Genomic DNA, 23,535 nt, shown 5'->3' on the forward strand with positions numbered 1-23,535 from the left:
AATTTCCTGAGAACCGAAATTCAGCCAAAATAACGCAGCTCAACATAAAACCCGGCGCCTTTCGTTCCAACCTTAGAAGGCAAATAGCCATTTTTTGTTGTACTAACGGACCAAATCCGGCTACTATCCTGCCCATGATACTTTCCAATCTGCTTTTTCTCGTCAATAAACGCCGCTGGCTATGGGGCTTACCTATTGCCGTGGTGTTTGCGTTTTTCTAAAAACTTTCAAGCAACCGCGGGCTTGCCGCAGTTGCTTCGTCATTTGCCAAAGGCCCGCATCGATTCAGGAGGCCCAATGGCTACAACCGTTTCCACCCATTCATTTCAACACCGCCGTTTGCTCGGCTTCGGTTTGGCGACTTTGGCCGCGATCGGTTTTTCCGGCAAAGCCATTTTCGTCAAACTGGCTTATGGCGAAGCGGTCGATGCCGTGACTTTGTTGGCGTTGCGGATGCTGTTTTCGGCGCCGTTTTTCCTGATCGTGGCCTTGCGCCATGCCTGGCAAAAACCGGCGCAGGCCTTGAGCCGGCGAGATTACGCGGCGTTGTTGTTATTGGGCCTGCTGGGTTACTACCTGTCCAGTCTGTTCGACTTCATCGGCCTGCAATATATCTCTGCCGGTTTGGAGCGCTTGATTCTGTTTTTGTACCCGACCTTGGTCGTGGTGTTGTCAGCGTTGTTGTTGCATAAACCGTTCGGCCGCAAAGAGATTGTCGCCTTGCTGCTCAGTTACGCCGGGATCGGCGTGGTGTTCAGCGATCAGGTGACGTTGCAGGCCGAACATTTGTGGTTGGGTGCCGGTTTTGTGTTTGCCAGCACGTTGACTTACGCGGCGTATCTGATTGGCACCGGCGAGACGGTGGCCAGGATAGGCGCGTCGCGCTTTACCGCCTACGCGATGCTGGTGGCGTGTGCGGCAACACTGATCCAATTCCTGTTGACCCATCCGCCGCAGGCGCTGCTGGTCTCGGCTCGGGTCTATCAATTGAGTTTGTGGATGGCGATTGTGTCGACCGTGCTGCCGGTATTCATGCTGTCGGCCGCGATCCGGATTATAGGCTCCAGCCATGCCTCGCTGATCGGCGCGTTGGGGCCGGTGGCGACGCTGTTTTTAGCGAATGTGTTTCTCGACGAACAACTGAGCACCTTGCAAATGGCCGGCGCGGCGCTGGTGTTGGCCGGGGTGTTGAGCCTGTCGCGAAAATGAACCGCGGCGCAGGCCTTAGTGCCGGTCGTCGGCCGATCCGCTCGAGGCCAGCATTTCCCTGGCATGGGCCAGCGTGTTTTCGGTGATGGTGACGCCGCCCAGCATCCGCGCCACTTCGTGCACCCGTTCCTCCTCGCTGAGCCGGCGGACGCTGGACGAGGTGACGGCGGCCTTCTGGTTTTTGGCGACGAACAGGTGCTGGTGAGCTTGAGCCGCGACCTGCGGCAGGTGAGTCACGCACAGCACCTGGCGGTTGCGGCTGAGCCGGCGCAGTTTCTGACCGACGATTTCGGCGATGCCGCCGCCGATACCGGAATCGACCTCGTCGAAGATCATGGTCGGCGTGGTTTTGTCGGTGCTGGTCGTGACCTGGATCGCCAGACTGATGCGCGACAATTCGCCGCCGGAGGCAACTTTAGCCAAAGGTTTGGCCGGCAGGCCGGGATTGGTGCTGACCAGGAATTCGATCTGGTCCAGGCCGTTACGCTGCGGTTCGGCCTGTTCCGGCGTCTGCAATTTGACGATGAATTCGCCGTGCGGCATGCCCAGTTCCTTGATCGCGTCTGAAATCCGTTGCTGCAGTTCGGCGCCGGCCTGGCGCCGGTTGGCTGACAATTCGGCGGCCAGTTTGCGGTACTGGTTCAGCAAACGTTCGCAATCGGCGTGCAGCGCTTCGATGCGTTCGCTGCTGTGGCTGAGATTGTGCAATTCTTCGCTCAAGCCCGCGGCCAGGGCCGGCAGTTCTTCCGGCTGGACTTTGTGTTTGCGGCTGAGCGACTGGATCACGCCGATTTGGGTTTCCAGCCAAGCCAGCTGTTGCGGATCGGCCTCCTGGTTTTCCAGGAAGCGGCGCAATTGTTGGGTGGCCTCGCCGATCTGGATTTCGGCGTCGCCGAGCAGTTCCGCCACGCCGTTCAGTTCGGCCGCGTATTGGCTCAGCTCTTGTAGTGCGTGGATGACGTGGCCCAGCATGTCGGCGACCGATTGCTGGTCGTTGTCGTACAAAATCTCGAGTTGTTGTTGGCCGACGCCGAGAATTTTACCGAGGTTGGCCAGTTTGTGGTGTTCGTCGGCCAGAGCCTGGTAATCGAAGTTTTCCAGGTCCAGTTGCTGCAGTTCTTCCAGTTGGTAGCGCAGCAATTCCTCGCGCTCGGCCTGGTCGCTGCCGGCTTTTAGCAGTTGCTGCAATTCCTTGTGCGCCTGACGCCAGTTTTGGTAAAACGCGTTGAGTTGTTCCAATAAGGCCTGGTTGTTGGCGAAACCGTCCAGCAGCCGGCGCTGCTCTTCGCCGTCCAGCAAGGTCAAATGGGCGTGTTGACCGTGGATTTCCACCAATTGCCGGCTCAGGGCCTGCAGGGTCTGCAGATTGACCGGACGGTTGTTGATATAAGCTTTGGAGCGGCCGTCCTCGCTGACCGTGCGCCGGATCAGGCACTGGCTGTCGTCGTCCAACTCTTGGTCGGCCAGCCATTGTTTGACCAGCGGGGCTTTGCTCAAATCGAATTCGATATTGATCTCGGCCCGCTTGCTGCCGGGACGGACGTAGCCGGAATCGGCGCGGTCACCGAGCGCCAGGCCCAGCGCGGTCAACAGGATGGATTTGCCGGCGCCGGTTTCGCCGGTCAATACCGACATGCCGGGGTCGAGGTCCAGATCCAGGGCGTCGACCACGGCCAGGTCGAGAATGTTCAGGTTCAGCAGCATGGGTTCAGGCGGGGTAGCCGCTCCAGTTGAGTTTGCTTCTCAGGATATGGAAAAAATCGTGATCTGCCGGGTGCAGAATTGTAATCGGTTTCTCGGCCTTCTTGATGACGATCTTGTCGTTGATGCGGACGTCCGGAATTTCCAGATGGTCGCAAGTCACCAGCGCATTGATTTGTTTGGCGCGGCTGAAGCGGACTTCGATGGTGACGTTGTCGTCGATCACGATCGGCCGGTTGGACAAGGTATGCGGATTCAGCGGCACCAAGACCAGGGCGTGCAACGCAGGATGCAGGATGGGACCGCCGGCGGACAGCGAATAGGCGGTGGAACCGGTCGGGGTGGCGACGATCAAGCCGTCCGAGCGTTGTGTGTTGAGATAGACGCCGTCGATGCTGGTGACAATCTCGATCATGCTTGGCGTGACCCAGCGGTGCACCACCACTTCGTTGACCGCGGTTTGCTGGTGGATCAGCGTGCCGTCGCGGATGATGGCTGCATTCAATAAGTGGCGTTGCTCGGTTTTGTAGTTGCCCGCCAGAATCTGTTCCAGGCTGCCGGAGAGTTGTTCCGGCGAGATATCCGCCAGAAATCCGAGCCGGCCCAGATTGACGCCCAGCAACGGCACGTCGAAATCGGCCACCGCCCGCGCCGCGGCCAGGAAGGTGCCGTCGCCACCCAAGGCCATCATCAGATCGCAATGCTCCGGCAAACGCTCGATGTAGACGCCGGTGACGTCGGCGTTCTCGATCAATTCGGCGCTTTGGCTTTCCACCGCCACTTGAAAACCCCGGCGCAGCAGATAGCGGTAGAGTTGGTTCAGCGTCGGCGCGATTCCGGGGTCGCCGAACTTGCCGACGAGGCCGATACGCTGGAATGGGCTTGGCATGGCATAGGGTTGGTTGAGAATGTTGCCCGGATTATACAAACAGGTCGGCGGAAAGTCTTGGCGCAAGTTGCGCCGGGGTCGCGCGCAGCAGCTTCTTGTCTAGTTATTTGGGCCTATAGACAAAACAATGGATGTGGCTAGAATCCGGAAATTTTTAAAGGCATATTTGATTTGCCCCAGTTTATTTTGCTTGATCCCAACCCATGAAATTCGACCGAGTAATCCTGGTTGTCGACGAAGACATCTCTTCCTACAAGGGCATTTTGCGGATGGCCGAACCGCTGGCGGCCGAGGTGGTGCATTTTGCCTGTCGTCACGAATTGAGTCGGTGGACTGTCGAGAACCGTGACAGTTTCGATCCGGGCAAGTTGGCTTCCAGCGTGGTGTTCGATCCCGAGTTTCTGGACATCTTCGACAACGGCCCGTTCGACGAATTGTTCGGCCAATGCCCGCGGATTTGTATCAGCCGTAGCGGGCGTTTGTCCAGGGCGGTGCAGGCGATCAATTCCGGCCTGTTCGATTTTATCGAGAAACCGTTTCGGCTGGAGCAGATGCAGCAGGTGTTGGAAAATTCGTTGGCATCGCACGAGCGCGATAGACGCCGGCTCAGCGACTTCAAAAGTTTAACCCGCCGAGAATTGCAGACCTGCCAAATGGTGGTGAGCGGCCTGACGAACCGGGAAATAGCGGAACAGCTGGATATTTCCATCAAAACGGTCAAAGTTCACCGGGCCAATTTGATGCGCAAAGTGCGGGCTAAATCCGTGACCGAATTGCTGCGCGGTTACGACGAATTTATGGTCAAGATCAACGGCGTACCGAGTCTTGTGAAAAAATTCTCCGTGGGGGCGTGAAGCCTCGTTATCCCGGAGCGGCTGCAGTGGACTGGGCGGCCTGAGTCCCGGCCGATAAACGTCCGGCCAATCCTTTTTGCGATACCGGTTTAACTTCAACTGCTAACCGAATTACCCTTTGATGGAATTGACTCTGTTTCCTACTATCGGCGCTATTGCCCAGCGCCAAATCTTGCGAGCCTCGCTCGATATGAGTGTGCGCGAGGTCTCCGAGTTGCTGAGCCGGAACAATGTCAGCAGCGTCGTCATCGAGCAGGCGGACGGCCACTACGTGTTTTCGGTCGAAAATCTGTTGCAACACGTCCATTCAGGCGGCCGGAGCGGCGTGACCCTCGGCGAGCTGCCGATTCGCAAAATCGCCTGTCTGGACGAGAGCGAACATATATTGGTGGGGCTGGAGGTGCTGGAAAATAGCGGCGACCGTTATCTGGGGGCGGTAGGGGCCGGCGGCGAGCTGGTAGGCATCTTGACCTATACCGATATCCTCTCGGCGGTCGATCCGACGGTATTGGTGCAAAAGAAAACCATAGGCGAACTGATTTCCCGCACCGAGCCGGTCACGTTTTCGCCGGACTGGATCCTGGAAGACGTACTGAGTCACCTGCGGAAACTGGAAGATTCGATTATCGTGATCGACGCCGGGATCCCGGTCGGCATCATCACCACCAAAGACATTTTCCGGATTTTGTCGTCTGGCAGCGCTACCGATTTGCCGTTGACGGAATACATGACCAGCCCGGTCGCAACCACCGACACCGGGGCAACCATCCACGACGCCTTGATGCAATTGAAGACCTTAAAGATCAAACGCTCGGTCGTCGTGGACGAAAACCGGCGTTTGGTCGGCGTCGTCACTCAAAGCGAGCTGGTCGGATTTGCCTACGGCACCTGGATCGATTTGGTCAAACACCATGCCAGCGAACTGAAGGAATTGGTCAGTTTTCTGGAATCGAAAGCAACGGGATTGGAAAAAACGGCGCTTAGCGATCCGTTGACCGGTATCGGTAACCGGCGCATGCTGCAGAAACGGCTGGAAGAAGAAATTCAGCGCATGCGGCGTTACCGGTCGACGCCGTTTTCGTTGTTGCTGATCGACATCGACCATTTCAAAAACGTCAACGACAGCCACGGCCACATGGTGGGCGACGAAGTCTTGAAAGTGCTGGCATCCGCTCTGCGCGGCCTGGTCCGGGCCGTTGACGACGTAACGCGCTGGGGCGGCGAAGAATTTGCGATTTTGTTGCCGCATACGCCGGTCGATAATGCCGTCGAATTTGCGGAACGAGTCCGCCAGACGATTGCCAATCTGGTCTTCCCGCGCCAAATTCGGACGACCGTCAGTATCGGCGCCGGCGAGTTTACGATGACGGAAACCGAGCAGGCGTTCTTCGAGCGGGTCGATCAGGCCTTGTATCGCGCCAAGCGCAACGGTCGCAATTGCGTCGTTGCCGATGCCGATGCCGACGCCGCCGAATTGACCTGAAGCGGCCGGGCGACGACTTAGCCCACTACCGCAACAGTCTCGCTATCGGAAGTCCGAACGAGATGGGTGCGGTTGGCTTGCGGACAGTGGCGAATACGGGCCGGAGCTACTGAGGTAAGGGCGTGTTACCGCCGCCGCGACGTTTGCATGTCGGCACGGTCAGCGACACCGGCGTGTTGATCGCCACCATCGATCCGGGGTCGACGGACTGGCTTTGTACGAAGCCGGGATCGACGCACGAATTCGGCCGATAGATGCTGCCGACAGTCACTTTCGCCGCGAGTAAACTACGGATTGCCGCGCTTTCCAAAGAGCCGACGACGTCGGGTATCGTGGCACTGCCAAGCGATACGGTCAGAGACACTTTCGATCCGACCGGTTCTACGGTGGCCGCCGGTGCGTTTCGGCTCAGTACCGTGCCGGGTGCAGAGGGGTCGATGATCCCGATGTATTCCGGAATCAGGCCGGCGGCCTGCAGAGCGGTGTTCGCCTGTTCCTGTCCAACTCCCAAAACATTGGGTACTGTCGTCGTGTCGTTGCGTTGCAAGTTGATTACGGTGATCGTTCCACCGTCAATTTTGACTGGGTTGCCGGATTCCCAACGCACCTCCACGGCAAGCCGGAAATTTCGCGAGCCCTGGCAGGTCGGCGAAACGGGCGCTGCCAACCGATAATTAACCGGCTGATGGTGAATGTCGTTGGAAATATCGTAGTAGGCGGGCTGAGTCTGATTGGCTTGGCATACGCTGCCATCCGGATTTAATTGATCCAAATGCAAACGGGTGACAATATTCGCGTGGTCTTCGCCGGACCAATCGCCCCAGCTCGAACGCGGTCCCCAGTACCACGCGCTACAGGAGCGGGTTTTATACGGGCAGGAAGTGATTTGATACGTGCCCATCACTTCCAGAGCCGTTGCATCGTCGGAAGCTGACCAGATCCAGTCGGGGTTGGGTTCGTTTTCCGGCTTTTTGGGTTTGTCCGAAGTAATCAAAATCTCTCGTGGATCGCCCGACGGTTGATTTGCGCTGAATCGGCCGGCCGGAGGATCTTCGCCTTCCACGACGGTGTAGTTGGCCAAATATTCGCAGTCGGAGTTGCCTTGGGAATTGCAGGTTTTGTGGGTAAACTGGGTGGCGCCTTCTTCGTGGGCGGCACTGATTTCCAGAAACGTATCTTGCGCGTATGCCGTTGCGTAGAAGTCGTCGGTTCGGCTATGGCTCGCGTAATCGAGTAACGCGCAGCGATACAAGCCGGGTTTGTCGTTGGCCGCTTCCAGCAGCAAGCTATTGGAGAAGGTAAGACGCTGATCGGGCAGGCCGCTCTGGTTGGTGCCGGCGCTGATCTGATCGCTGTATTGGCTCCAGGTACCGGCCGCTGCGTCGTAATAGGAGCACCGCACTGTGTGGTTGACTTCCGCCCAGCGGTACGGAATTACGCCATATTCGCTGGGGCTCGCGGTACCCAAGCTGATCTGCGTCCGCCCGGTGACCCGGCGTTTCTCGCCGGCTTCCAGAATAAAATCATGAGCCAGAATTTCGTATTCGCCGTAATGGAACTCGGTGCCGGGGCGCGGGAGCTTAGTGGCATCGAATCGAATATCCGCCGCCAGCGGAATTTCGATGAAACTCGACGAAGTCTCGGCCGCCGCCGTGGCGGCTGCAAGCACCGACGACATTAACGGCAGGACGAAACTAATAGTGTGTAGGTAAGTTCGGTTGGTTGGAATCATGTGGATGATCTCCTAAATAAAGTTAGGATGATCGCGTGTTTACCTCGTAAAACGAGTGAAGTTTGCCTACGGAGCCTGGTGCGAAACTACCACATGTCGAAATTTGGACGCATAACAACGAATAGAAATGAAACCTGGCTCGGTGCGGTTGGCTCTACCGCCTACAAAGGGCTGAGGTAGTTTGACGACGCGGCGTAATCTTCGCTTGGGTCGGGGGAATTGACAACGAATGTCCCGTCGGAACCCGGTCGCCCCCCTTTGATGCTGCGCTACGCGGGCTGGCCCCGTATCTGAGTCTTGGGATAAAAGCGATGAGCTAGATTTATGCTGTCTGGCGGATTGGCTTGAACGCTAGAGTTTGTGAGAGTATTATCAATAGTGTTCGTCTTCCAACAACCAGTCATGCGGGTAAATCTCATGAATACCTTCGTTCGATATTTGGCGTTGATAGTTGCATTATTATCGTTTTTCGTCTTGAGCAGCTTACCCGCGACAGCGGCGTTGGTTCGGTATACCTATACCGGCAACACCTTTACCGACGTATTCCCACTGGGGGTTGGAGATATCGGCGTGAACATCAGCTTCGTCGTTGAAGAAACCTTGTTGCCCAAATCGGGTCGGGCTATTCTTGATGTTGACGACTATACCAGCGGGCGGATCCCGTTTACCTTCATCTTTGGGCTGGGAAAGTACTATAAAATCGATACCACGGAATTTTACACAACCCCAAATAATAACGGGGTCGATCCGCATTTTTCGACATATTACGAAAGAAGTGCGCGGATAGAATTTGATACCGACGCCGATGGGCATCTCACTGGCAATTGGAATGCGGCCCTAAACAGACATGAATACGGCCGGCCAGGACTACTTGGCGGCGTGTCGATAAGCTCTGTTAGCAATGGCGTAAGTTCTTTGGATGCAGGAGAACTAATGTACAGTTTTACCGGTTCGGTAACCGGTAATCCGGGTAACTGGACACGTGAATTAGCCTCGGTGCCGGTGCCTGCGAGCGGATTTTTGTTCGGTTTTGTCATTTTCGGTTTGGTTAGTGTCAGGCTACGAGGCAATAGGTAGCGGGATAGATAATTTATGTCAGCTTATTCTGTCAGCGATCCCGGCCTTACGTCAGGCTCAAAACGCAAATGGCACATACGCGGAGTCTTGAAATATCGCAAAGCACTTTTTGATGTGCTTAATTGCAAAATCTGTCGCCGTCACCGCTTCTTATCGGGACGCAACGTCGGCTATCTAGTTTATTCTGTGGCTTTTAGGCTCCATTTCCGAATGCCGTCGCCAGCCCAATCAATAAGGGCAATATTCCACTCCGAACATGACGGTGAAATGATGAAAACGGCAAATCCCGAATCCGTTGTACCCAAGCGTGTTTCATCGGATTGAAGTGAATGTAATCGATATGATGTTGCCAATCCTGTTCGTCACGAATGGTATGCTCGCAACGCCGTCGCCAAATGGAGGCGCTGCCGTCGCGGCGTTTACCAACATACAGGCCGTCCAGCGATTGGGTAAATAGGGATGTAATCGATTTTCAGCGTCCAGGCTAATCGGTGTCGTGATCCGGCAAACGCCAGATGGTATGTAATTGGTCGGGCAAAACTACCATCGCCTCAATTAAAAACGCTTTGCGGGCGCGCGATTGCGCAAAAGCAGCGCGCAATTCATCGACATAATCAACCAGAAAGCGTGCCCGGCGGTCGCGCAGCGTCACCGTGAAAAAGTACGTTCCCCCCAGTCAGGAATTACGCCGATATGCCACCATGACACTTCCACAATCAATTTGAGACAAGCCAAGTGTAGCCTCGATGGAGCGTCAGCGGAATCGGGGGCGTCGGATTCAAACCAGAAGGGCATCATCGGAAAATGGAAAGACGTTGGCCTTCGAATCCTCGATTGCATCGAGGCTACTTGCTGGGGCGGCGAAGAATTTGCGATTTTGTTGCCGCATACGCCGGTCGATAATGCCGTCGAATTTGCGGAACGAGTCCGCCAGACGATCGCCAATCTGGTTTTCCCGCGCCAAATTCGGACGACCGTCAGTATCGGCGCCGGCGAGTTTACGATGACGGAAACCGAGCAGGCGTTCTTCGAGCGGGTCGATCAGGCCTTGTATCGCGCCAAGCGCAACGGTCGCAATTGCGTCGTCGCCGATGCCGACGCAGCTTAATTGACCTGAAGCGGCCGCCCGGAAGCCGTCACATCACGAAAAACGTACTCAGGTAAACCGCACCCAGCAACGTGGACAGCAAGCCGAGTTTGTTTTGCAAAGTCAGCGATTGCCAATAAAGCTCGCCTCGGTTTTCCGCCGCACCCAGGCATTCATCAGTGCCTGCTGCAGCCGGCGCCGTATTAGCGGTAATGCTTTCCACAGCGCGTAAAGCGCAGAACCGCCAAGTGCCAACAAGATGTAAAAAGTGATGATCTGGCTGCCGTGGCGGGTGGTGTGAAAGGTATGCTCCACGGCATGTTCGATGCCAAGTTCGAACCATTCGAATGCCAGATGCAGCATTTCGAACAGGAAGTGGGCGACGCTGAAAACCAGATCGATGGTCAAATCGTACATTGCCAAACCGGCTCCGACGCCGGCTACGGCTATTAAATCCAGATGTTGCCTAATCATGCCAGTGCCTCTTTAAACAGTGATACTGCATCGTTTCCATCGCCGGCAGCTCCGGCCAGCCGCCGCAGTTTACTCGACCGTGATGGCAGGCGCAAAGCCCGCCATCAGCGGAAAATCCGCCGACATTCCCTTGGGGGGAGAAATGTCGCAACGGATTCGGCAAGATTGTAATAAAACATCGATTCGATACCAAAATATTTTTGCATTGCCTCCGTTCCACAGCGCGATTGTGGTCTTGGGGGAGGACTGGTGCGGATTTTCTTCCCTGCTGCCGCGCCCGGCACCGGAGAGAGTGGCGAGAAAATACCCGCAGGGGAGCCGGTCGGGATGTGGCTCGTTTTGTAGCGAAAGTGTCTCGGCTGTCGGTCCGAGAACCGTCATTGAAATAGGCTTCGCGATAGCGGAAACAATACGTGATATTCGAATTTGTCTGGGTATTTGCATTCCTCCGATTACGCTTCGCTAACCGGAGCCGACTTTACGAGTTAGTTGAAAGAGACGATTTTTCCAGCCGCTCGGCCAGCCACATTTTGATAACGGATTGCCGGGTAACGCCGAGTCTTCCCGCTTCGCGGTCTAACGAATCGATCATCCAGGCTGGGAAATCGACGTTGACCCGCTTTTGGGTTTGCATAATGCGTTGAGCTTGCGACAAATCCAGCGAATCGCTGATGTCGATGTCGTCGTCGAATTGTTTCTCGAACTCTTCAGCTTTCATACAATTTTACCTCTTCGGCACGTGAACGACGAACAGAAATGATGCGGATACGGTTGCCGCGATATGTGATTACTGCGGACCAATGTTTGCGCTTGATGACGCCGATTACTAAGAAGCGCGGCTCGTCCTCCGTTTTTGCCGGAATTTGTAGCAGCCGGGAATCGTTCCATAACACTTGGGCGTCAATGAAATCGATACCATGCTTTTCCAAATTGCTTCGGCTTTTAGCTTCGTCGAATTCAAATTTAAACATGATATAAAAACTATACCATTAAAACGTAAAAAGGCCGGTTTCCCGGCCTTTTTAAGTGACTACTTGCTGGTTAGCTCAAAAGCCCAACCCTATCGAAAGCCAACGAGTTGGGTTACGGCTAGTGCCTTTTATGCCCTTGGGGTAAACCCAACCTACTTCAATAGGTTTTGCAACAACCCATTCAACTTATGCACAAACGCTGCCGGATCGTCCAACTGGCCGCCTTCGCTGAGGATGGCTTGGTCGAACAAAATATGGCTGATGTCGGCAAAGCGCGCGTCGTCTTGCTCGTTTTTCAGGGCCTGGACGATGGCGTGGTCCGGGTTGATTTCGAAGATCGGTTTGCTGTTGCCGCCCATGCCGAACATGCCGCCGGCGTGGCCGGCTTCCTTCATGAGCCTTTCCATGTGCAGGCTCATGTCGTAAGCGCCGGTCACCAAACAGGCCGGGGAGTCGGTCAGACGGTGGCTGATTTTGACTTCGCTGACTTTGTCGCTGAGCACGTCCTTGAGTTGCTTGACCACCGATTCGAAGTCCTTGCTGACTTCTTCTTGGTGTTTTTTCTCTTCTTCGGTGTCGAACTTGTCCAGGTCCAGTTCGCCTTTGGCAATCGATTGCATGTGCTTGCCTTCGAACTCGGTCAAGCTGGACACCAGCCATTCGTCGATACGATCGGTGAGCAATAACACTTCGATGCCTTTCTTGCGGAACACTTCCAAATGCGGGCTGCTTTTGGCGGCGGCGAAGCTGTCGGCGGTGATGAAGTAGATTTTTTCCTGGCCTTCCTTCATCCGGCTGACGTAGTCGGCCAGCGACACGTTCTGGGTCTTGTCGTCGGTGTGGGTCGAAGAAAAACGCAGCAGGCCGGCGACGCGGTCCTTGTTTTTGTGGTCTTCGATCGGGCCTTCCTTAATGACGTTACCGAATTGCTCCCAGAATTTTTGGTATTTCTCGGCGTCGTTCTCGGCCAGATCTTCCAGCAGGCCCAATACCTTTTTCACGGCGCCGCCCTTGATGGTGCTGATCTGTTTGCTTTGTTGCAGGATCTCGCGCGATACGTTCAATGGCAGGCTATCGGTATCGATCACGCCGCGGATGAAGCGCAGGTAGCGCGGCATCAGTTGTTCGGCGTCGTCGGTGATGAAGACTTTTTTGATGTACAGCTTGACGCCGTGTTTGGCGTCGCGATCCCACAAATCGAAGGGGGCGCGGCCTGGTACGTACAGTAACAAGGTGTATTCGTTGGTGCCTTCCACCTTGCTGTGGACGTGGGCCAGCGGGTCCTGGAAGTCGTGGCCGACATGTTTGTAGAACTCGTTGTACTGTTCTTCGGTGATGTCGTCCTTGGATTTGGTCCACAACGCCGACGCGCTGTTGACGGTTTCGTCTTCGATGCGGGCCGGTGCGGTTTCGTTGCCGTCATCGTCTTTCTCGGCCGGGATTTCCTGGCTCATGATGATGGGCAGGGAAATGTGGTCCGAGTATTTTTTGATGATGGAACGTAGTTTCCAGGCGCTCAAGAACTCATCTTCGCCTTCTTTCAGATGCAGTACGATTTCGGTGCCGCGGCTGGCTTTATCGACCGATTCGATGCTGTATTCGCCCAGGCCGTCGGACTCCCAGCGCACGCCTTCGCTAACCGGCGCCCCGGCCTTGCGGGTGGTCAATGTCACTTTATCGGCGACGATGAAGGCCGAGTAAAAGCCGACGCCAAACTGACCGATCAATTCGCTGTCCTTGGCTTGGTCGCCGGTCAGACGTTCGAAGAATTGTTTGGTGCCTGATTTGGCAATAGTGCCGATGTGGTCCTGCACTTCCTCGCGGCTCATGCCGATGCCGTTATCGGTGATGGTGATGGTCTTTTTGGCTTCGTCGAAATCAACACGGATTTTCAGCTCGCTGTCGCCTTCGTACAAGCTGTCGTTGGCCAAGGCTTCGAAGCGCAGTTTGTCGGCGGCGTCGGAACCGTTGGAGATCAGCTCGCGCAAAAAGATTTCCTTGTTGCTGTACAAGGAGTGAATCATCAAGTGCAGCAAATGTTTGACTTCGGTTTGAAAACCTAGGGTTTGTTTGTTTGCCTCAACAGTCATGTCTATACTCTTTTGGTTGTAAAGTGGACTTGGGCAAGTTGGGGATGACCGTTAAATTTTTCAAGGCCGCGGTCGCGGCAGTCGGGGCAAGCGGGTTTTATGGTCTCGTTAGTTGAATCTCGCTTATGAAATTGAGTTTAGCCGGCAAACCGATTTTGCTTGTCGAAGACAAGCCTGTGATTCGTAAGTCGATACGCGACATGTTGTACGGCTTGAATGCCGATGCGATTGTCGAGGCCGACAGCGGTGTCGCCGCCGTCAACGCCATGGCGAAAACCACGTTCGAGATCGTGTTGTGCGACTACAACCTGGGGCCGGGCAAGAACGGCCAGCAAGTGTTGGAGGAAGCGCGGCATCGCAAATTGATCGATTACCGCAGCATTTTCATTTTAATCAGTTCCGAACAATCCACCGGCGCCGTGCTGGGCGCAATGGACAGCAAGCCGGACGAATACCTGACCAAGCCGTTCAATGCCCAGCAATTGATCAGCCGCTTGCAGCGGCACTTTGCGCGCCGCGAGTATTTGGCTGCGATCGAAAAGGCGATGGCGAAAGGCGATTTGGCGCAGGCGATCCGGCACTGCGACACCTTACTGGAAAGTGGCGACGGGACGATGCGCCTGCATCTGCTGAAAATGCGCGCCGAGTTGGCAACCTCTGCCGGCGATTTCGAAACCGCGCGGCAGATTTACGGTGAAGTATTGCAGCATCGCGAGCTGCCCTGGGCACGTCTGGGCTTGGCTGTGATCGACTTTCAAACCAACGATATCGAGCAAGCCATCGCCGGCCTGCAGAGCCTGGTGGCGGACAACCCGATGCTGATGGAGGGTTACGACTGGCTGACCCGAGCCTACGAAGCGCTGGAACGGCATCAGGAGGTTGAACAGGTGTTGGCGCAGGCTTTGGAATTGTCGCCGCAATCGATCCTGCGGCAGAAGAAGTTTGCCGAGACGGCCGATAAAAACGGCAATCTGGAAGCGGCCGAAAAAGCTTATAAGGCGGCAGTCAAACTGGGCAAGCATTCGGTTCACGGCTCCTGTAGCGACTACGCCGGTCTGGCCAAGTTATACGCCAAGACCAATGCCGGCGAGGAGGCTTTAAAGACACTGAATGAAATGCGCCAGGAATACGGCAACCTGCCGGAGGCCGAACTACGGGCGGCGACCTTGGAGGCCGATCTGTTCCGGGCGCAGGGCGACGAGGACGCGGCGCAGCAGGCTTTGGAGAAAGCTTTGGAACTTTGCGCTCGCTTGGGTAGCAAAGCGCCGCGCGAGTTGCAGTTGGAGGTGGCGCGTTCGTGCTTTTTGAACGAGCAGATCGGCAAAGCCGAGGCCATCCTGCACGGATTGATTCATAACCATATCGACGACGAGCCATTTCTGAACAATCTGCGCGCCATGCAAAGCGGGATCGGCATGCATAACCACTCGGAAGTCCTGATTCAAAAAACCAAACAAGTTTTGGTTGCCACCAACAATAAAGGTGTGGCGCTATACAAGCAGGGTAAATTCAATGAAGCGCTGGATTTGTTCGAGCAGGCATTTTCGGCGATGCCGGAAAACAAGACCATCATCTTAAACATGCTGAAAATTATTATTCACGACTTGAAAGTAAATCCGTTCGACGAAGATAAGGAGCGTCGCGCCAAAACGCTGCTCAAGAAAGCCAAGTTACTGGGTGTGGAGCAGCACAAACTGGGGGTGTTGCAGCTGGAATTCGGCAAATTGCAGCGCGCCGCCGTTGCCAAGGTCTAACTGTGTCCGGCCGCTTGGAGCGCGATGCGCTGTTTCCGACGCTGTTGGCATTTACGGTGCACGACATCAAAAATTCGTTGGGCACCTTGCTGGAGTTGATCCGCCAGTTCTCCGCCAAACGCCAAACCGAAGCCGGCGATTTGGGACTGCTGGAATTCGAGGCGGTGCGGATTAACCATAGTCTGATGCAACTGCTCGTGTTATATAAGGTTGGGGCTCACAAATTCAGTTTGGACATCGACCAATGTGCGGTGCTCGATTTGCTGCAGGAAGCGGTGGATCAGCAAGCGCGGCTGTCTACCTTGCACGAGGTCGAGCTGCGGCTGGATTGCACCGACGAGTTGCAAGCCTATTGCGATTTCGACAATATCGCCAATGCCTTGGCGGCGGTGTTGAATAACGCCTTACGCTATACTCGGCACACGGTGTTGGTGTCGGCCGAGCAGGACGGCGACTATTTGCAGATCGCGATCGAGGACGACGGCGCCGGTTATCCGCCGCATTTTCTGCAGGCCGATTTGACCAACGCCGCCGAGCTGGATTGGGTCAACGGCAATACCGGTCTGGGCCTCTATTTCGTGTCGGTGATCGCCGGGTTGCACAAAAACGCCGGCCGCTGCGGTTACGTCAAGATCGACAATGCCAGCCGGCTGGGCGGAGCCCGGTTTCGGCTGTTTTTGCCTTGATTTGGCCGTTACTAAGTTACAATAAGCGCCGCGGCGGCGTAGAGGGATGAAGACCGCCAGGAACACACAACAATAATATCGGTTGCATATGAGCATTTTAGTTACCGGCGGCGCCGGCTTTATCGGCAGCAATTTCGTTCTGGATTGGCTGGCGCAGAGCGACGAAACCGTCGTCAATCTGGATAAGCTGACCTATGCCGGCAACCCGCAAAATCTGGCCGCGCTGCAAGCCGATGCCCGCCACGTGTTCGTGCACGGCGATATCGGCGATTACGATTTGGTGCTGGGCCTACTGAAGCAGCACCAAGTGCGCGCCGTGGTCAATTTCGCCGCCGAGTCCCATGTCGATCGTTCGATACATGGCCCGGAAGACTTTATCCAGACCAATATCGTCGGTAGTTTTCGTTTGTTGGAAGCGGCTAGGGAATATTGGAACAATCTGCAACCTGCCGAGCAACAGGCGTTCCGCTTTCTGCATGTCTCCACCGACGAAGTTTACGGGTCGCTGGAAAAAACCGATCCACCGTTCGCCGAAACCAACCAATACCAGCCCAACAGCCCGTATTCTGCCAGCAAGGCCGCCAGCGACCATCTGGTTCGCGCTTACCACCATACTTACGGTTTGCCGGTGCTGACTACCAATTGTTCGAACAATTACGGCCCTTACCATTTCCCGGAAAAGTTGATCCCGCTCTGCATCCAAAACGCCTTGTCCGGCAAGCCGCTGCCGATTTACGGCGACGGCCAGCAAATCCGCGACTGGTTGTACGTCAAAGACCATTGCAGCGCGATTCGGCGCGTATTGGCTGCCGGCAAGCTGGGCGAGGTCTACAACGTTGGCGGCTGGAACGAAAAGGCTAATCTGGATGTGGTAAATACGCTGTGCGCGATACTCGACGAACTGCAGCCGCGTGCCGACGGCAAGTCGTATGCCGAGCAAATTACCTATGTCAAAGACCGACCCGGCCACGACCGCCGCTATGCGATCGATGCGACCAAACTGGAGCGGGAATTGGGCTGGAAACCGGCGGAAACCTTCGAGACCGGGATACGCAAGACCGTGCAGTGGTACCTGGATAACCAGGCCTGGGTCAACAATGTCTTGTCCGGCGATTACCAGGCTTGGCTGGATAAAAATTACGCCGGGCGGGCCGGGTGAAGATCTTACTGTTCGGCAAGAACGGCCAGGTCGGCTGGGAACTGCAGCGCAGTCTGGCGCCGCTAGGCGAATTGCTGGCCTTGGATCGCCAGGATCGGCAGCACTGCGGTGACTTGAGCAATCCGGAAGGCATCGCGGCTACAATACGGGCTCTACGCCCCAATGTAATTGTCAACGCCGCCGCTTACACGGCGGTCGATAAGGCCGAAACCGAAATCGAGCTGGCCAATACCATCAATTGTGCTGCGCCGCGGGCGATGGCGGACACAGCGGCGGAATGCGGCGCTTGGCTGCTGCATTATTCCACCGACTACGTTTTTAATGGCAGCGGCAATCAAGCTTGGCGGGAAGATGATGCGACCGGGCCGCTAAATGTCTACGGCCAGACTAAATTGGCCGGCGAACGTGCGATTCAAGCCAGCGGCTGCCGGCATTTGATCTTTCGCACCAGTTGGGTGTACGCCGCGCGCGGGAACAATTTTGCCAAGACCATGTTGCGGCTGGCGCAGGAGCGGCAGCAGTTGTCGGTGATCGACGACCAGATCGGCGCGCCGACCGGGGCCGAGTTGTTGGCCGATGTTGCGGCTCACGCCATCCGCGCCGCATTGCGCTCGCCGGATGTCGCCGGGATCTATCATCTGACGGCGGCCGGCGAGACTTCTTGGTACGAATACGCCCACTTTGCGCTGGATTTCGCCCGCCAGGCCGGCGTCGCGTTGAATACGCCGAAGCAGGCGGTCACCGCGATCCCGACCAGCGCGTATCAGACACCGGCCAAACGGCCGTTGAATTCGCGCTTGAATACCGAAAAATTGCAGGCCGCATTCGATTTACGCTTGCCGCCATGGCAGGCAGGGGTCGAGCGCGTGTTGTCCGAGTTGTATGGAAGGTAACCATGAGTCAACGTAAAGGCATTATTCTGGCAGGCGGTTCCGGTACCCGCTTGTACCCGGTCACCAAAGCGGTTTCCAAGCAATTGCTGCCGATTTACGACAAGCCGATGATTTATTATCCGCTCAGCACCTTGATGCTGGCCGGCATTCGCGACATTCTGATCATTTCCACACCGCAGGATACGCCCTTGTTTCAACAGTTGCTCGGCGACGGCAGCGATTGGGGCTTGAATTTGCAGTACGCGGTACAACCCAGCCCCGACGGCTTGGCGCAGGCCTTCATCATCGGTCGCGATTTTGTCGGAGCCGATCCCAGCGCCTTGGTGTTGGGCGACAATATTTTCTACGGCCACGATTTGTATCAGCAATTGCGAACAGCAAACGACCGCAGCTCGGGCGCGACGGTTTTCGCCTACCACGTACAGGACCCGGAGCGTTACGGCGTGGTCAGCTTCGACGCGGAGGGCAGGGCCTTGTCGCTGGAGGAAAAGCCGGCCCAGCCGAAGAGCCATTACGCCGTGACCGGCTTATATTTTTACGATAATCAAGTGGTCGATATCGCCGCCAATTTGCAACCTTCGCCGCGCGGCGAGTTGGAAATTACCGACGTCAACCGGATCTATCTTGAGCGTCAACAACTTAGCGTTGAGATCATGGGCCGTGGCTATGCTTGGCTGGATACCGGTACCCACGCCAGTCTGATCGAAGCCAGCAACTTCATCGAGACCATCGAGTCTCGCCAGGGTCTGAAAATTTCCTGCCCGGAGGAAGTTGCCTGGCGTAGCGGCTGGATCGGCGACGAGCAGATCGAAAAATTGGCCAAACCGCTGGCAAAGAACGGTTACGGTCAATATTTGTTAACATTGTTGAATAAGCAAGTATTTTGATTGGCCGAACTGGTCGCATGCGATTTTTGGTCGCCCACAAAACTGACATCAAATCCGAATAAATTTGGTGTTCATATATCCTGTGGCATAGAGGCTAGCCGTTTTGCGACTTGCGTTAAATTGCTATCGCTCAGCCGCAGTCACTTTCGTTTAGATTTTAGGTAAGCCATGCAAGCCAGCCGTCTTTCCATTCCCGATGTCGTATTATTCACCCCTAAAGTGTTCGGCGACGAGCGCGGCTTTTTTTTCGAAAGTTTCAACGAAAAATTGTTCAGGGAATTGACCGGCGTCGACGTCAACTTCGTGCAGGATAACCACTCGAAATCGCAAAAAGGCGTGTTACGCGGCTTGCATTACCAAATGCCGCCGATGGCCCAAGGCAAGCTGGTCCGGGTTGTACAGGGCGAAGTATTCGACGTCGCGGTGGACATTCGCAAAAGCTCGCCAACTTTCGGCCAATGGGTCGGCGAAATATTGTCGGCCGATAACAAGCGGCAAATGTGGATACCGGAAGGCTTCGCCCACGGTTTCGTGACGCTGTCCGATACGGCGGAATTTCTGTACAAAACCACGAATTACTATGCGCCGCACCACGAGCGCTGTATTGCCTGGAACGACAAGAGTCTGCAAGTCAATTGGCCGTATGCCGGCGAACCGGTTCTCTCCGGAAAAGACCAAGCCGGCGTGTCGTTAGCCGAGGCTGAACTGTTTGCTTGAACCCGCTCGACGGCCGGCGCTATAAAATTCTTTCTTGATTAATATGCTTCACGACAAAACCATACTGATTACCGGTGGTACCGGTTCCTTCGGCCACACCTTCGTGCCGTTGACTTTGGCCAAATACAATCCGCGCCGCCTGGTGATTTTCTCCCGCGATGAAATGAAACAGTGGGAAATGGCGAAGCTGTACGGCGACGATCCGCGCGTCCGCTTTTTCATCGGCGACGTGCGCGATAAAGACCGTCTGGCCCGCGCGTTGAACGGTATCGAATACGTCGTACACGCCGCGGCGACCAAAATCGTGCCGACTGCGGAATACAACCCATTCGAATGCGTCAAGACCAATATCATCGGCGCGATGAATCTGATCGACGCCTGTATCGATCAGGGCGTGAAGCGAGTGGTCGCTTTGTCTACCGATAAAGCCAGCAGCCCGGCTAATCTGTACGGAGCGACCAAATTGGCTTCCGACAAATTGTTCGTCGCCGGCAATTCGTACTCCGGCAAAAACGAAACCCGGTTTGCCGTGGTGCGTTACGGCAACGTGATGGGCTCGCGCGGTTCGGTGATTCCGTTTTTCCAATCCATCGCCCATAAAGGCGTGTTACCGATCACCGATGCCCGGATGACGCGCTTCATGATCACGTTGGAACAAGGTGTCGATCTGGTCTGGCGCGCCTTCGACGACATGGTCGGCGGCGAAATTTACGTCAAGAAAATCCCGTCGATGAATATCGTCGATATCGCCCGTGCGGTGGCTCCGGATGCGCAGCACGAAATCGTCGGCATTCGCCCCGGCGAAAAATTGCACGAGCAAATGATAGGGCTGGAAGACTCGCCTTATACCTACGAGTACGACGACTACTACAAAATTCTGCCGGCGATTCACAACTGGAGTTCCGATCCCGAGCGCATCAACCAGGGGGTGCGGGTTGCGCCGGATTTTGTCTATTGTTCGGATAACAACACGGAATGGATGAGCGTGGCCGAGTTGCAGGCCTGGCTGGAACAGAACCGCGACAAAGTCGGCAAAATATGACCGCATTCATTCCTTACGGCCGCCAGGATATCAGCGAAGCCGACATCCAGGCGGTCATCGATGTCTTAAAGTCCGATTTTCTGACGCAAGGGCCGGCAGTTCCGGCTTTCGAAACCGCGGTTTCGGAATATTGTGGCGCGCGCCATGCCATTGCCGTGAATAGTGCGACGTCGGCGCTGCACATCGCCTGCCTGGCGTTGGGCGTCGGGCCCGGCGACGTGGTCTGGACCAGCCCGATTACTTTCGTCGCCAGCGCCAATTGCGCCTTGTACTGCGGTGCCAAGGTCGATTTCGTCGATATCGATCCGCGTACATACAACCTCAGCGTCGCGGCATTGGAACAGAAACTGCAGGGGGCCGAACGGGACGGGAAGCTACCCAAAGTGGTGATCCCGGTGCATCTGTGCGGGCAATCCTGCGAGATGGCGGCGATCCATGCTTTGAGCGAAAAATACGGCTTCAAAATCATCGAAGATGCCTCGCACGCGATCGGCGGAAAATACCGGAACCAGCCGATCGGCAATTGCCGCTATGCCGATATCACCGTATTCAGTTTCCATCCGGTCAAAATCATCACCACCGCCGAGGGCGGTATGGCGCTGACCAACGATGCCGAGTTGGCCGATAAGCTGGCCCTGCTGCGCAGCCACGGCATTACCCGCGATCCGGCGCAAATGACGCACCAGGCCGACGGCCCTTGGTATTACCAACAGATTGCGCTCGGTTACAACTACCGCATGACGGATATCCAGGCCGCTCTGGGTTTGAGCCAGCTATCGCGGTTGGACGAATTCGTGGCAAACCGGCAGTGCTTGGCAGCGCGTTACGACAGTTTGTTGTCGGCGTTGCCGGTTGAGATTCCTTGGCAGCACCCGGACAATTATTCCGCGTTGCATTTGTACCCGATCAGAATTGCGGAAGTTGTCTCTGCCTACAGCAGACTGAGTGTGTTCGAAGGCCTGCGCGCAGCCGGTATCGGGGTCAACGTGCATTACATTCCGGTGCACTTGCAGCCGTATTACCGACGGATGGGTTTCCAACCCGGAGACTTTCCGGAAGCTGAACGTTATTACCGTGCCGCGATCAGTCTGCCGCTCTATGCGACCTTGTCCGAAGCTAACCAAGACCGCGTCATCGAAGCGTTGCGCGGACAATTGCAATGAAGATCGGTTTGGGTACCGTACAATTCGGCGTCGATTACGGCGTTTCGAATAAAGACGGCAAAACGCCAGCTGCCGAAGTCGCCGCTATTCTGGCGGCGGCGGATGAGCTGAAGGTTCGGGTGCTAGATACTGCGAGCCTTTACGGCGATAGCGAACAGGTCTTGGGCAATTGTTTGCCGGCGGCGGCCGGGTTCGATATCGTGACCAAAACCCCGCAATTTGCCAAACCGGTTTTGGATGCAGATGATGCCGAACGATTGCAACAAGTCTTCCACGAGTCGTTAACAAAGCTGAACTGCGATTCGGTATACGGCTTATTGATTCATCGGGCGGACGATCTGTTCGTGTCCGGCGGCGAACGCTTGATGGCGGCGTTAACCGGCTTGAAGCAGCAAGGCTTGGTCGCCAAGATTGGGGTTTCGGTGTACGACTCGGCGCAGATAGACCAAATTCTGCAGCGGTTTGATATCGATTTGGTGCAACTGCCGATCAGTGTTTTGGACCAGCGCTTGCTGGTTAGCGGCCATTTGCAAAAACTAAAATCGGCCGGAGTCGAGGTGCATGCCCGCTCGGTATTTTTGCAGGGCCTGTTGCTGATGGATGTGTCGGAAATTCCGGCGTATTTCGCTCCGGTGCGGCATGTTCTCGAATCCTATCACTCATTTGTTCGCGCCCGCGGATTGACGCCACTACAGGCCGCAGTGGGGTTCGTGTCCGGCTTGACCGAAATCGACCAAATCATTTGCGGCGTGAACAATGCGCAGCAACTACGCGATATCTGCGACGCCGCCAACGTCGAGCTCGATTGCGGCGAGTTTGCCGGGTTCGCCATCGGCGCAGAAGCGATAGTCAATCCGGCTTTGTGGCGGCTGGAACCAGGAAAATCATGATATTAGCGATATTACAGGCTCGGCTGTCGTCGTCCCGCTTGCCCGGTAAGGTGTTGATGCCGTTGTTGGGAGAGCCGATGTTGCTCAGGCAAATCGAACGGCTGCAAAAAGTCCGTCATATCGACCGGCTACTGGTCGCTACCAGCAGCGAGACGGCGGACGATGCGATAGCAAGCCTGTGCGAACAACATGCAGTCGACTGCTTTCGCGGCAATCTGCACGACGTACTGGACCGGTTTTATCAAGCGGCAGCGAGTTACCACCCGGATCATGTTGTGAGGCTGACCGCGGATTGCCCGTTGGCCGATCCCGGTTTGATCGACCAAGTCATCGAATTTTATCTGGCCGGCGGTTACGACTATGCCAGTAACGCCATACAGCCGACCTTCCCGGACGGCTTGGATGTCGAAATCTGCCGCTTTGCCTGCCTGGAGCAGGCTTGGCGCGAGGCCGTGCTGCCGTCGCAACGCGAACACGTCACGCCGTTCATTCACCAGCAGCCGGAACGCTTCAATCTTGGCCATTTTTTCAATCGCGAAGACTTGTCGCATCTGCGCTGGACTGTCGACGAGCCCCGAGATTTCGAATTGGTGTCGCAGATCTATGCCGCTTTGTACCCGGCCAATCCGGATTTCTCGACGCCGGACATCTTGCGTTTATTGGCCGAGCGCCCGGAGCTGGCCAACTGGAATACGCAGCATCAACGCAACGAGGGTTATCTTAAATCCCTTGCCGCCGAAGCGCCGCAACCGTCAAACCCCGCGAGTGAATAACCCT

Annotated in this window: 23 protein-coding genes; 15 read left to right on the forward strand and 8 right to left on the reverse strand. The window is 55.8% G+C overall.

Features of this window, described 5'->3' with window-relative positions; translation table 11 throughout:
* Window positions 1-297 precede the first annotated feature (297 nt).
* Window positions 298-1,209, forward strand: coding sequence for a DMT family transporter (locus PL263_RS00950; protein ID WP_278211266.1), 912 nt, complete (start codon window positions 298-300; stop codon window positions 1,207-1,209).
* A gap of 15 nt (window positions 1,210-1,224) precedes the next feature.
* Here the strand turns inward: PL263_RS00950 and recN are convergent, their stop codons facing one another.
* Window positions 1,225-2,913, reverse strand: a complete 1,689-nt coding sequence (recN, locus tag PL263_RS00955; protein WP_278211267.1) for a DNA repair protein RecN — start codon at window positions 2,911-2,913, stop codon at window positions 1,225-1,227.
* A 4-nt stretch (window positions 2,914-2,917) separates the two neighbouring features.
* The gene (locus PL263_RS00960) at window positions 2,918-3,799 is read right to left on the reverse strand and encodes an NAD(+) kinase (RefSeq protein WP_278211268.1); all 882 of its coding nucleotides are present in this window, start codon (window positions 3,797-3,799) and stop codon (window positions 2,918-2,920) included.
* A gap of 203 nt (window positions 3,800-4,002) precedes the next feature.
* Between PL263_RS00960 and PL263_RS00965 the strand changes: the two genes are divergently transcribed.
* Both PL263_RS00965 and PL263_RS00970 read left to right on the forward strand, forming a co-directional pair.
* Window positions 4,003-4,653, forward strand: coding sequence for a LuxR C-terminal-related transcriptional regulator (locus PL263_RS00965; RefSeq protein ID WP_278211269.1), 651 nt, complete (start codon window positions 4,003-4,005; stop codon window positions 4,651-4,653).
* 121 nt (window positions 4,654-4,774) lie between these two features.
* The gene (locus PL263_RS00970) at window positions 4,775-6,136 is read left to right on the forward strand and encodes a diguanylate cyclase (RefSeq protein ID WP_278212843.1); all 1,362 of its coding nucleotides are present in this window, start codon (window positions 4,775-4,777) and stop codon (window positions 6,134-6,136) included.
* Window positions 6,137-6,242: 106 nt separating this feature from the next.
* Here PL263_RS00970 and PL263_RS00975 read toward each other — a convergent pair whose 3' ends face one another.
* Complete coding sequence (locus PL263_RS00975) at window positions 6,243-7,868, reverse strand: PASTA domain-containing protein (RefSeq protein ID WP_278211270.1); 1,626 nt, start codon at window positions 7,866-7,868, stop codon at window positions 6,243-6,245.
* Window positions 7,869-8,285: 417 nt separating this feature from the next.
* Here PL263_RS00975 and PL263_RS00980 point away from each other — a divergent pair, with 417 nt between their 5' ends.
* Entirely contained in the window at window positions 8,286-8,945 is a 660-nt protein-coding gene (locus PL263_RS00980) for a hypothetical protein (protein ID WP_278211271.1), read from the forward strand.
* A 580-nt stretch (window positions 8,946-9,525) separates the two neighbouring features.
* Entirely contained in the window at window positions 9,526-10,053 is a 528-nt protein-coding gene (locus PL263_RS00985) for a GGDEF domain-containing protein (protein WP_278211272.1), read from the forward strand.
* Window positions 10,054-10,155: 102 nt separating this feature from the next.
* Here the strand turns inward: PL263_RS00985 and PL263_RS00990 are convergent, their stop codons facing one another.
* The 5 genes from PL263_RS00990 to htpG form a co-directional block, all read right to left on the reverse strand.
* Window positions 10,156-10,506 (reverse strand): hypothetical protein, encoded by a 351-nt coding sequence (locus PL263_RS00990; protein WP_278211273.1) that lies wholly within the window; start codon window positions 10,504-10,506, stop codon window positions 10,156-10,158.
* Window positions 10,507-10,575: 69 nt separating this feature from the next.
* On the reverse strand, window positions 10,576-10,950 hold the full coding sequence (locus tag PL263_RS00995; protein ID WP_278211274.1) for a hypothetical protein: 375 nt from the start codon (window positions 10,948-10,950) through the stop codon (window positions 10,576-10,578).
* A 34-nt stretch (window positions 10,951-10,984) separates the two neighbouring features.
* On the reverse strand, window positions 10,985-11,224 hold the full coding sequence (locus PL263_RS01000) for a CopG family antitoxin (protein ID WP_278211275.1): 240 nt from the start codon (window positions 11,222-11,224) through the stop codon (window positions 10,985-10,987).
* Window positions 11,214-11,477 carry a BrnT family toxin gene (locus PL263_RS01005; RefSeq protein ID WP_278211276.1) on the reverse strand — a complete coding sequence of 88 codons (264 nt, stop codon included), beginning with the start codon at window positions 11,475-11,477 and terminating at the stop codon, window positions 11,214-11,216. The genes PL263_RS01000 and PL263_RS01005 overlap by 11 nt, the downstream gene beginning before the upstream one ends.
* A gap of 152 nt (window positions 11,478-11,629) precedes the next feature.
* Window positions 11,630-13,567 carry a molecular chaperone HtpG gene (gene htpG, locus PL263_RS01010; RefSeq protein WP_278211277.1) on the reverse strand — a complete coding sequence of 646 codons (1,938 nt, stop codon included), beginning with the start codon at window positions 13,565-13,567 and terminating at the stop codon, window positions 11,630-11,632.
* Window positions 13,568-13,692: 125 nt separating this feature from the next.
* Between htpG and PL263_RS01015 the strand changes: the two genes are divergently transcribed.
* The 10 genes from PL263_RS01015 (at window position 13,693) to PL263_RS01060 (ending at window position 23,531) form a co-directional block, all read left to right on the forward strand.
* The gene (locus PL263_RS01015) at window positions 13,693-15,321 is read left to right on the forward strand and encodes a tetratricopeptide repeat-containing response regulator (RefSeq protein ID WP_278211278.1); all 1,629 of its coding nucleotides are present in this window, start codon (window positions 13,693-13,695) and stop codon (window positions 15,319-15,321) included.
* Between the two features lie 2 nt (window positions 15,322-15,323).
* Complete coding sequence (locus PL263_RS01020; protein WP_278211279.1) at window positions 15,324-16,007, forward strand: HAMP domain-containing sensor histidine kinase; 684 nt, start codon at window positions 15,324-15,326, stop codon at window positions 16,005-16,007.
* Between the two features lie 88 nt (window positions 16,008-16,095).
* A complete protein-coding gene (rfbB, locus tag PL263_RS01025) occupies window positions 16,096-17,166 on the forward strand; it encodes a dTDP-glucose 4,6-dehydratase (protein WP_278211280.1) in 1,071 nt (356 codons plus the stop codon).
* A complete protein-coding gene (gene rfbD / locus PL263_RS01030) occupies window positions 17,163-18,059 on the forward strand; it encodes a dTDP-4-dehydrorhamnose reductase (protein ID WP_278211281.1) in 897 nt (298 codons plus the stop codon). The genes rfbB and rfbD overlap by 4 nt, the downstream gene beginning before the upstream one ends.
* 2 nt (window positions 18,060-18,061) lie before the next feature.
* Entirely contained in the window at window positions 18,062-18,946 is an 885-nt protein-coding gene (gene rfbA / locus PL263_RS01035) for a glucose-1-phosphate thymidylyltransferase RfbA (RefSeq protein WP_278211282.1), read from the forward strand.
* 168 nt (window positions 18,947-19,114) lie between these two features.
* Window positions 19,115-19,663 (forward strand): dTDP-4-dehydrorhamnose 3,5-epimerase, encoded by a 549-nt coding sequence (gene rfbC, locus PL263_RS01040; protein ID WP_278211283.1) that lies wholly within the window; start codon window positions 19,115-19,117, stop codon window positions 19,661-19,663.
* A gap of 43 nt (window positions 19,664-19,706) precedes the next feature.
* Window positions 19,707-20,705: a UDP-N-acetylglucosamine 4,6-dehydratase (inverting) gene (gene pseB / locus PL263_RS01045; RefSeq protein ID WP_278211284.1), complete on the forward strand. Its 999-nt coding sequence runs from the start codon at window positions 19,707-19,709 to the stop codon at window positions 20,703-20,705.
* Window positions 20,702-21,868, forward strand: coding sequence for a UDP-4-amino-4,6-dideoxy-N-acetyl-beta-L-altrosamine transaminase (pseC, locus tag PL263_RS01050; RefSeq protein WP_278211285.1), 1,167 nt, complete (start codon window positions 20,702-20,704; stop codon window positions 21,866-21,868). Before pseB ends, pseC begins: the two co-directional genes overlap by 4 nt.
* Window positions 21,865-22,758 (forward strand): aldo/keto reductase, encoded by an 894-nt coding sequence (locus PL263_RS01055; RefSeq protein WP_278211286.1) that lies wholly within the window; start codon window positions 21,865-21,867, stop codon window positions 22,756-22,758. Before pseC ends, PL263_RS01055 begins: the two co-directional genes overlap by 4 nt.
* Window positions 22,755-23,531, forward strand: a complete 777-nt coding sequence (locus PL263_RS01060; RefSeq protein WP_278211287.1) for a glycosyltransferase family protein — start codon at window positions 22,755-22,757, stop codon at window positions 23,529-23,531. The genes PL263_RS01055 and PL263_RS01060 overlap by 4 nt, the downstream gene beginning before the upstream one ends.
* Window positions 23,532-23,535: the final 4 nt, after the last annotated feature.

The organism is Methylomonas sp. EFPC3 (assembly GCF_029643245.1).
Lineage (GTDB): Bacteria > Pseudomonadota > Gammaproteobacteria > Methylococcales > Methylomonadaceae > Methylomonas > Methylomonas koyamae_B.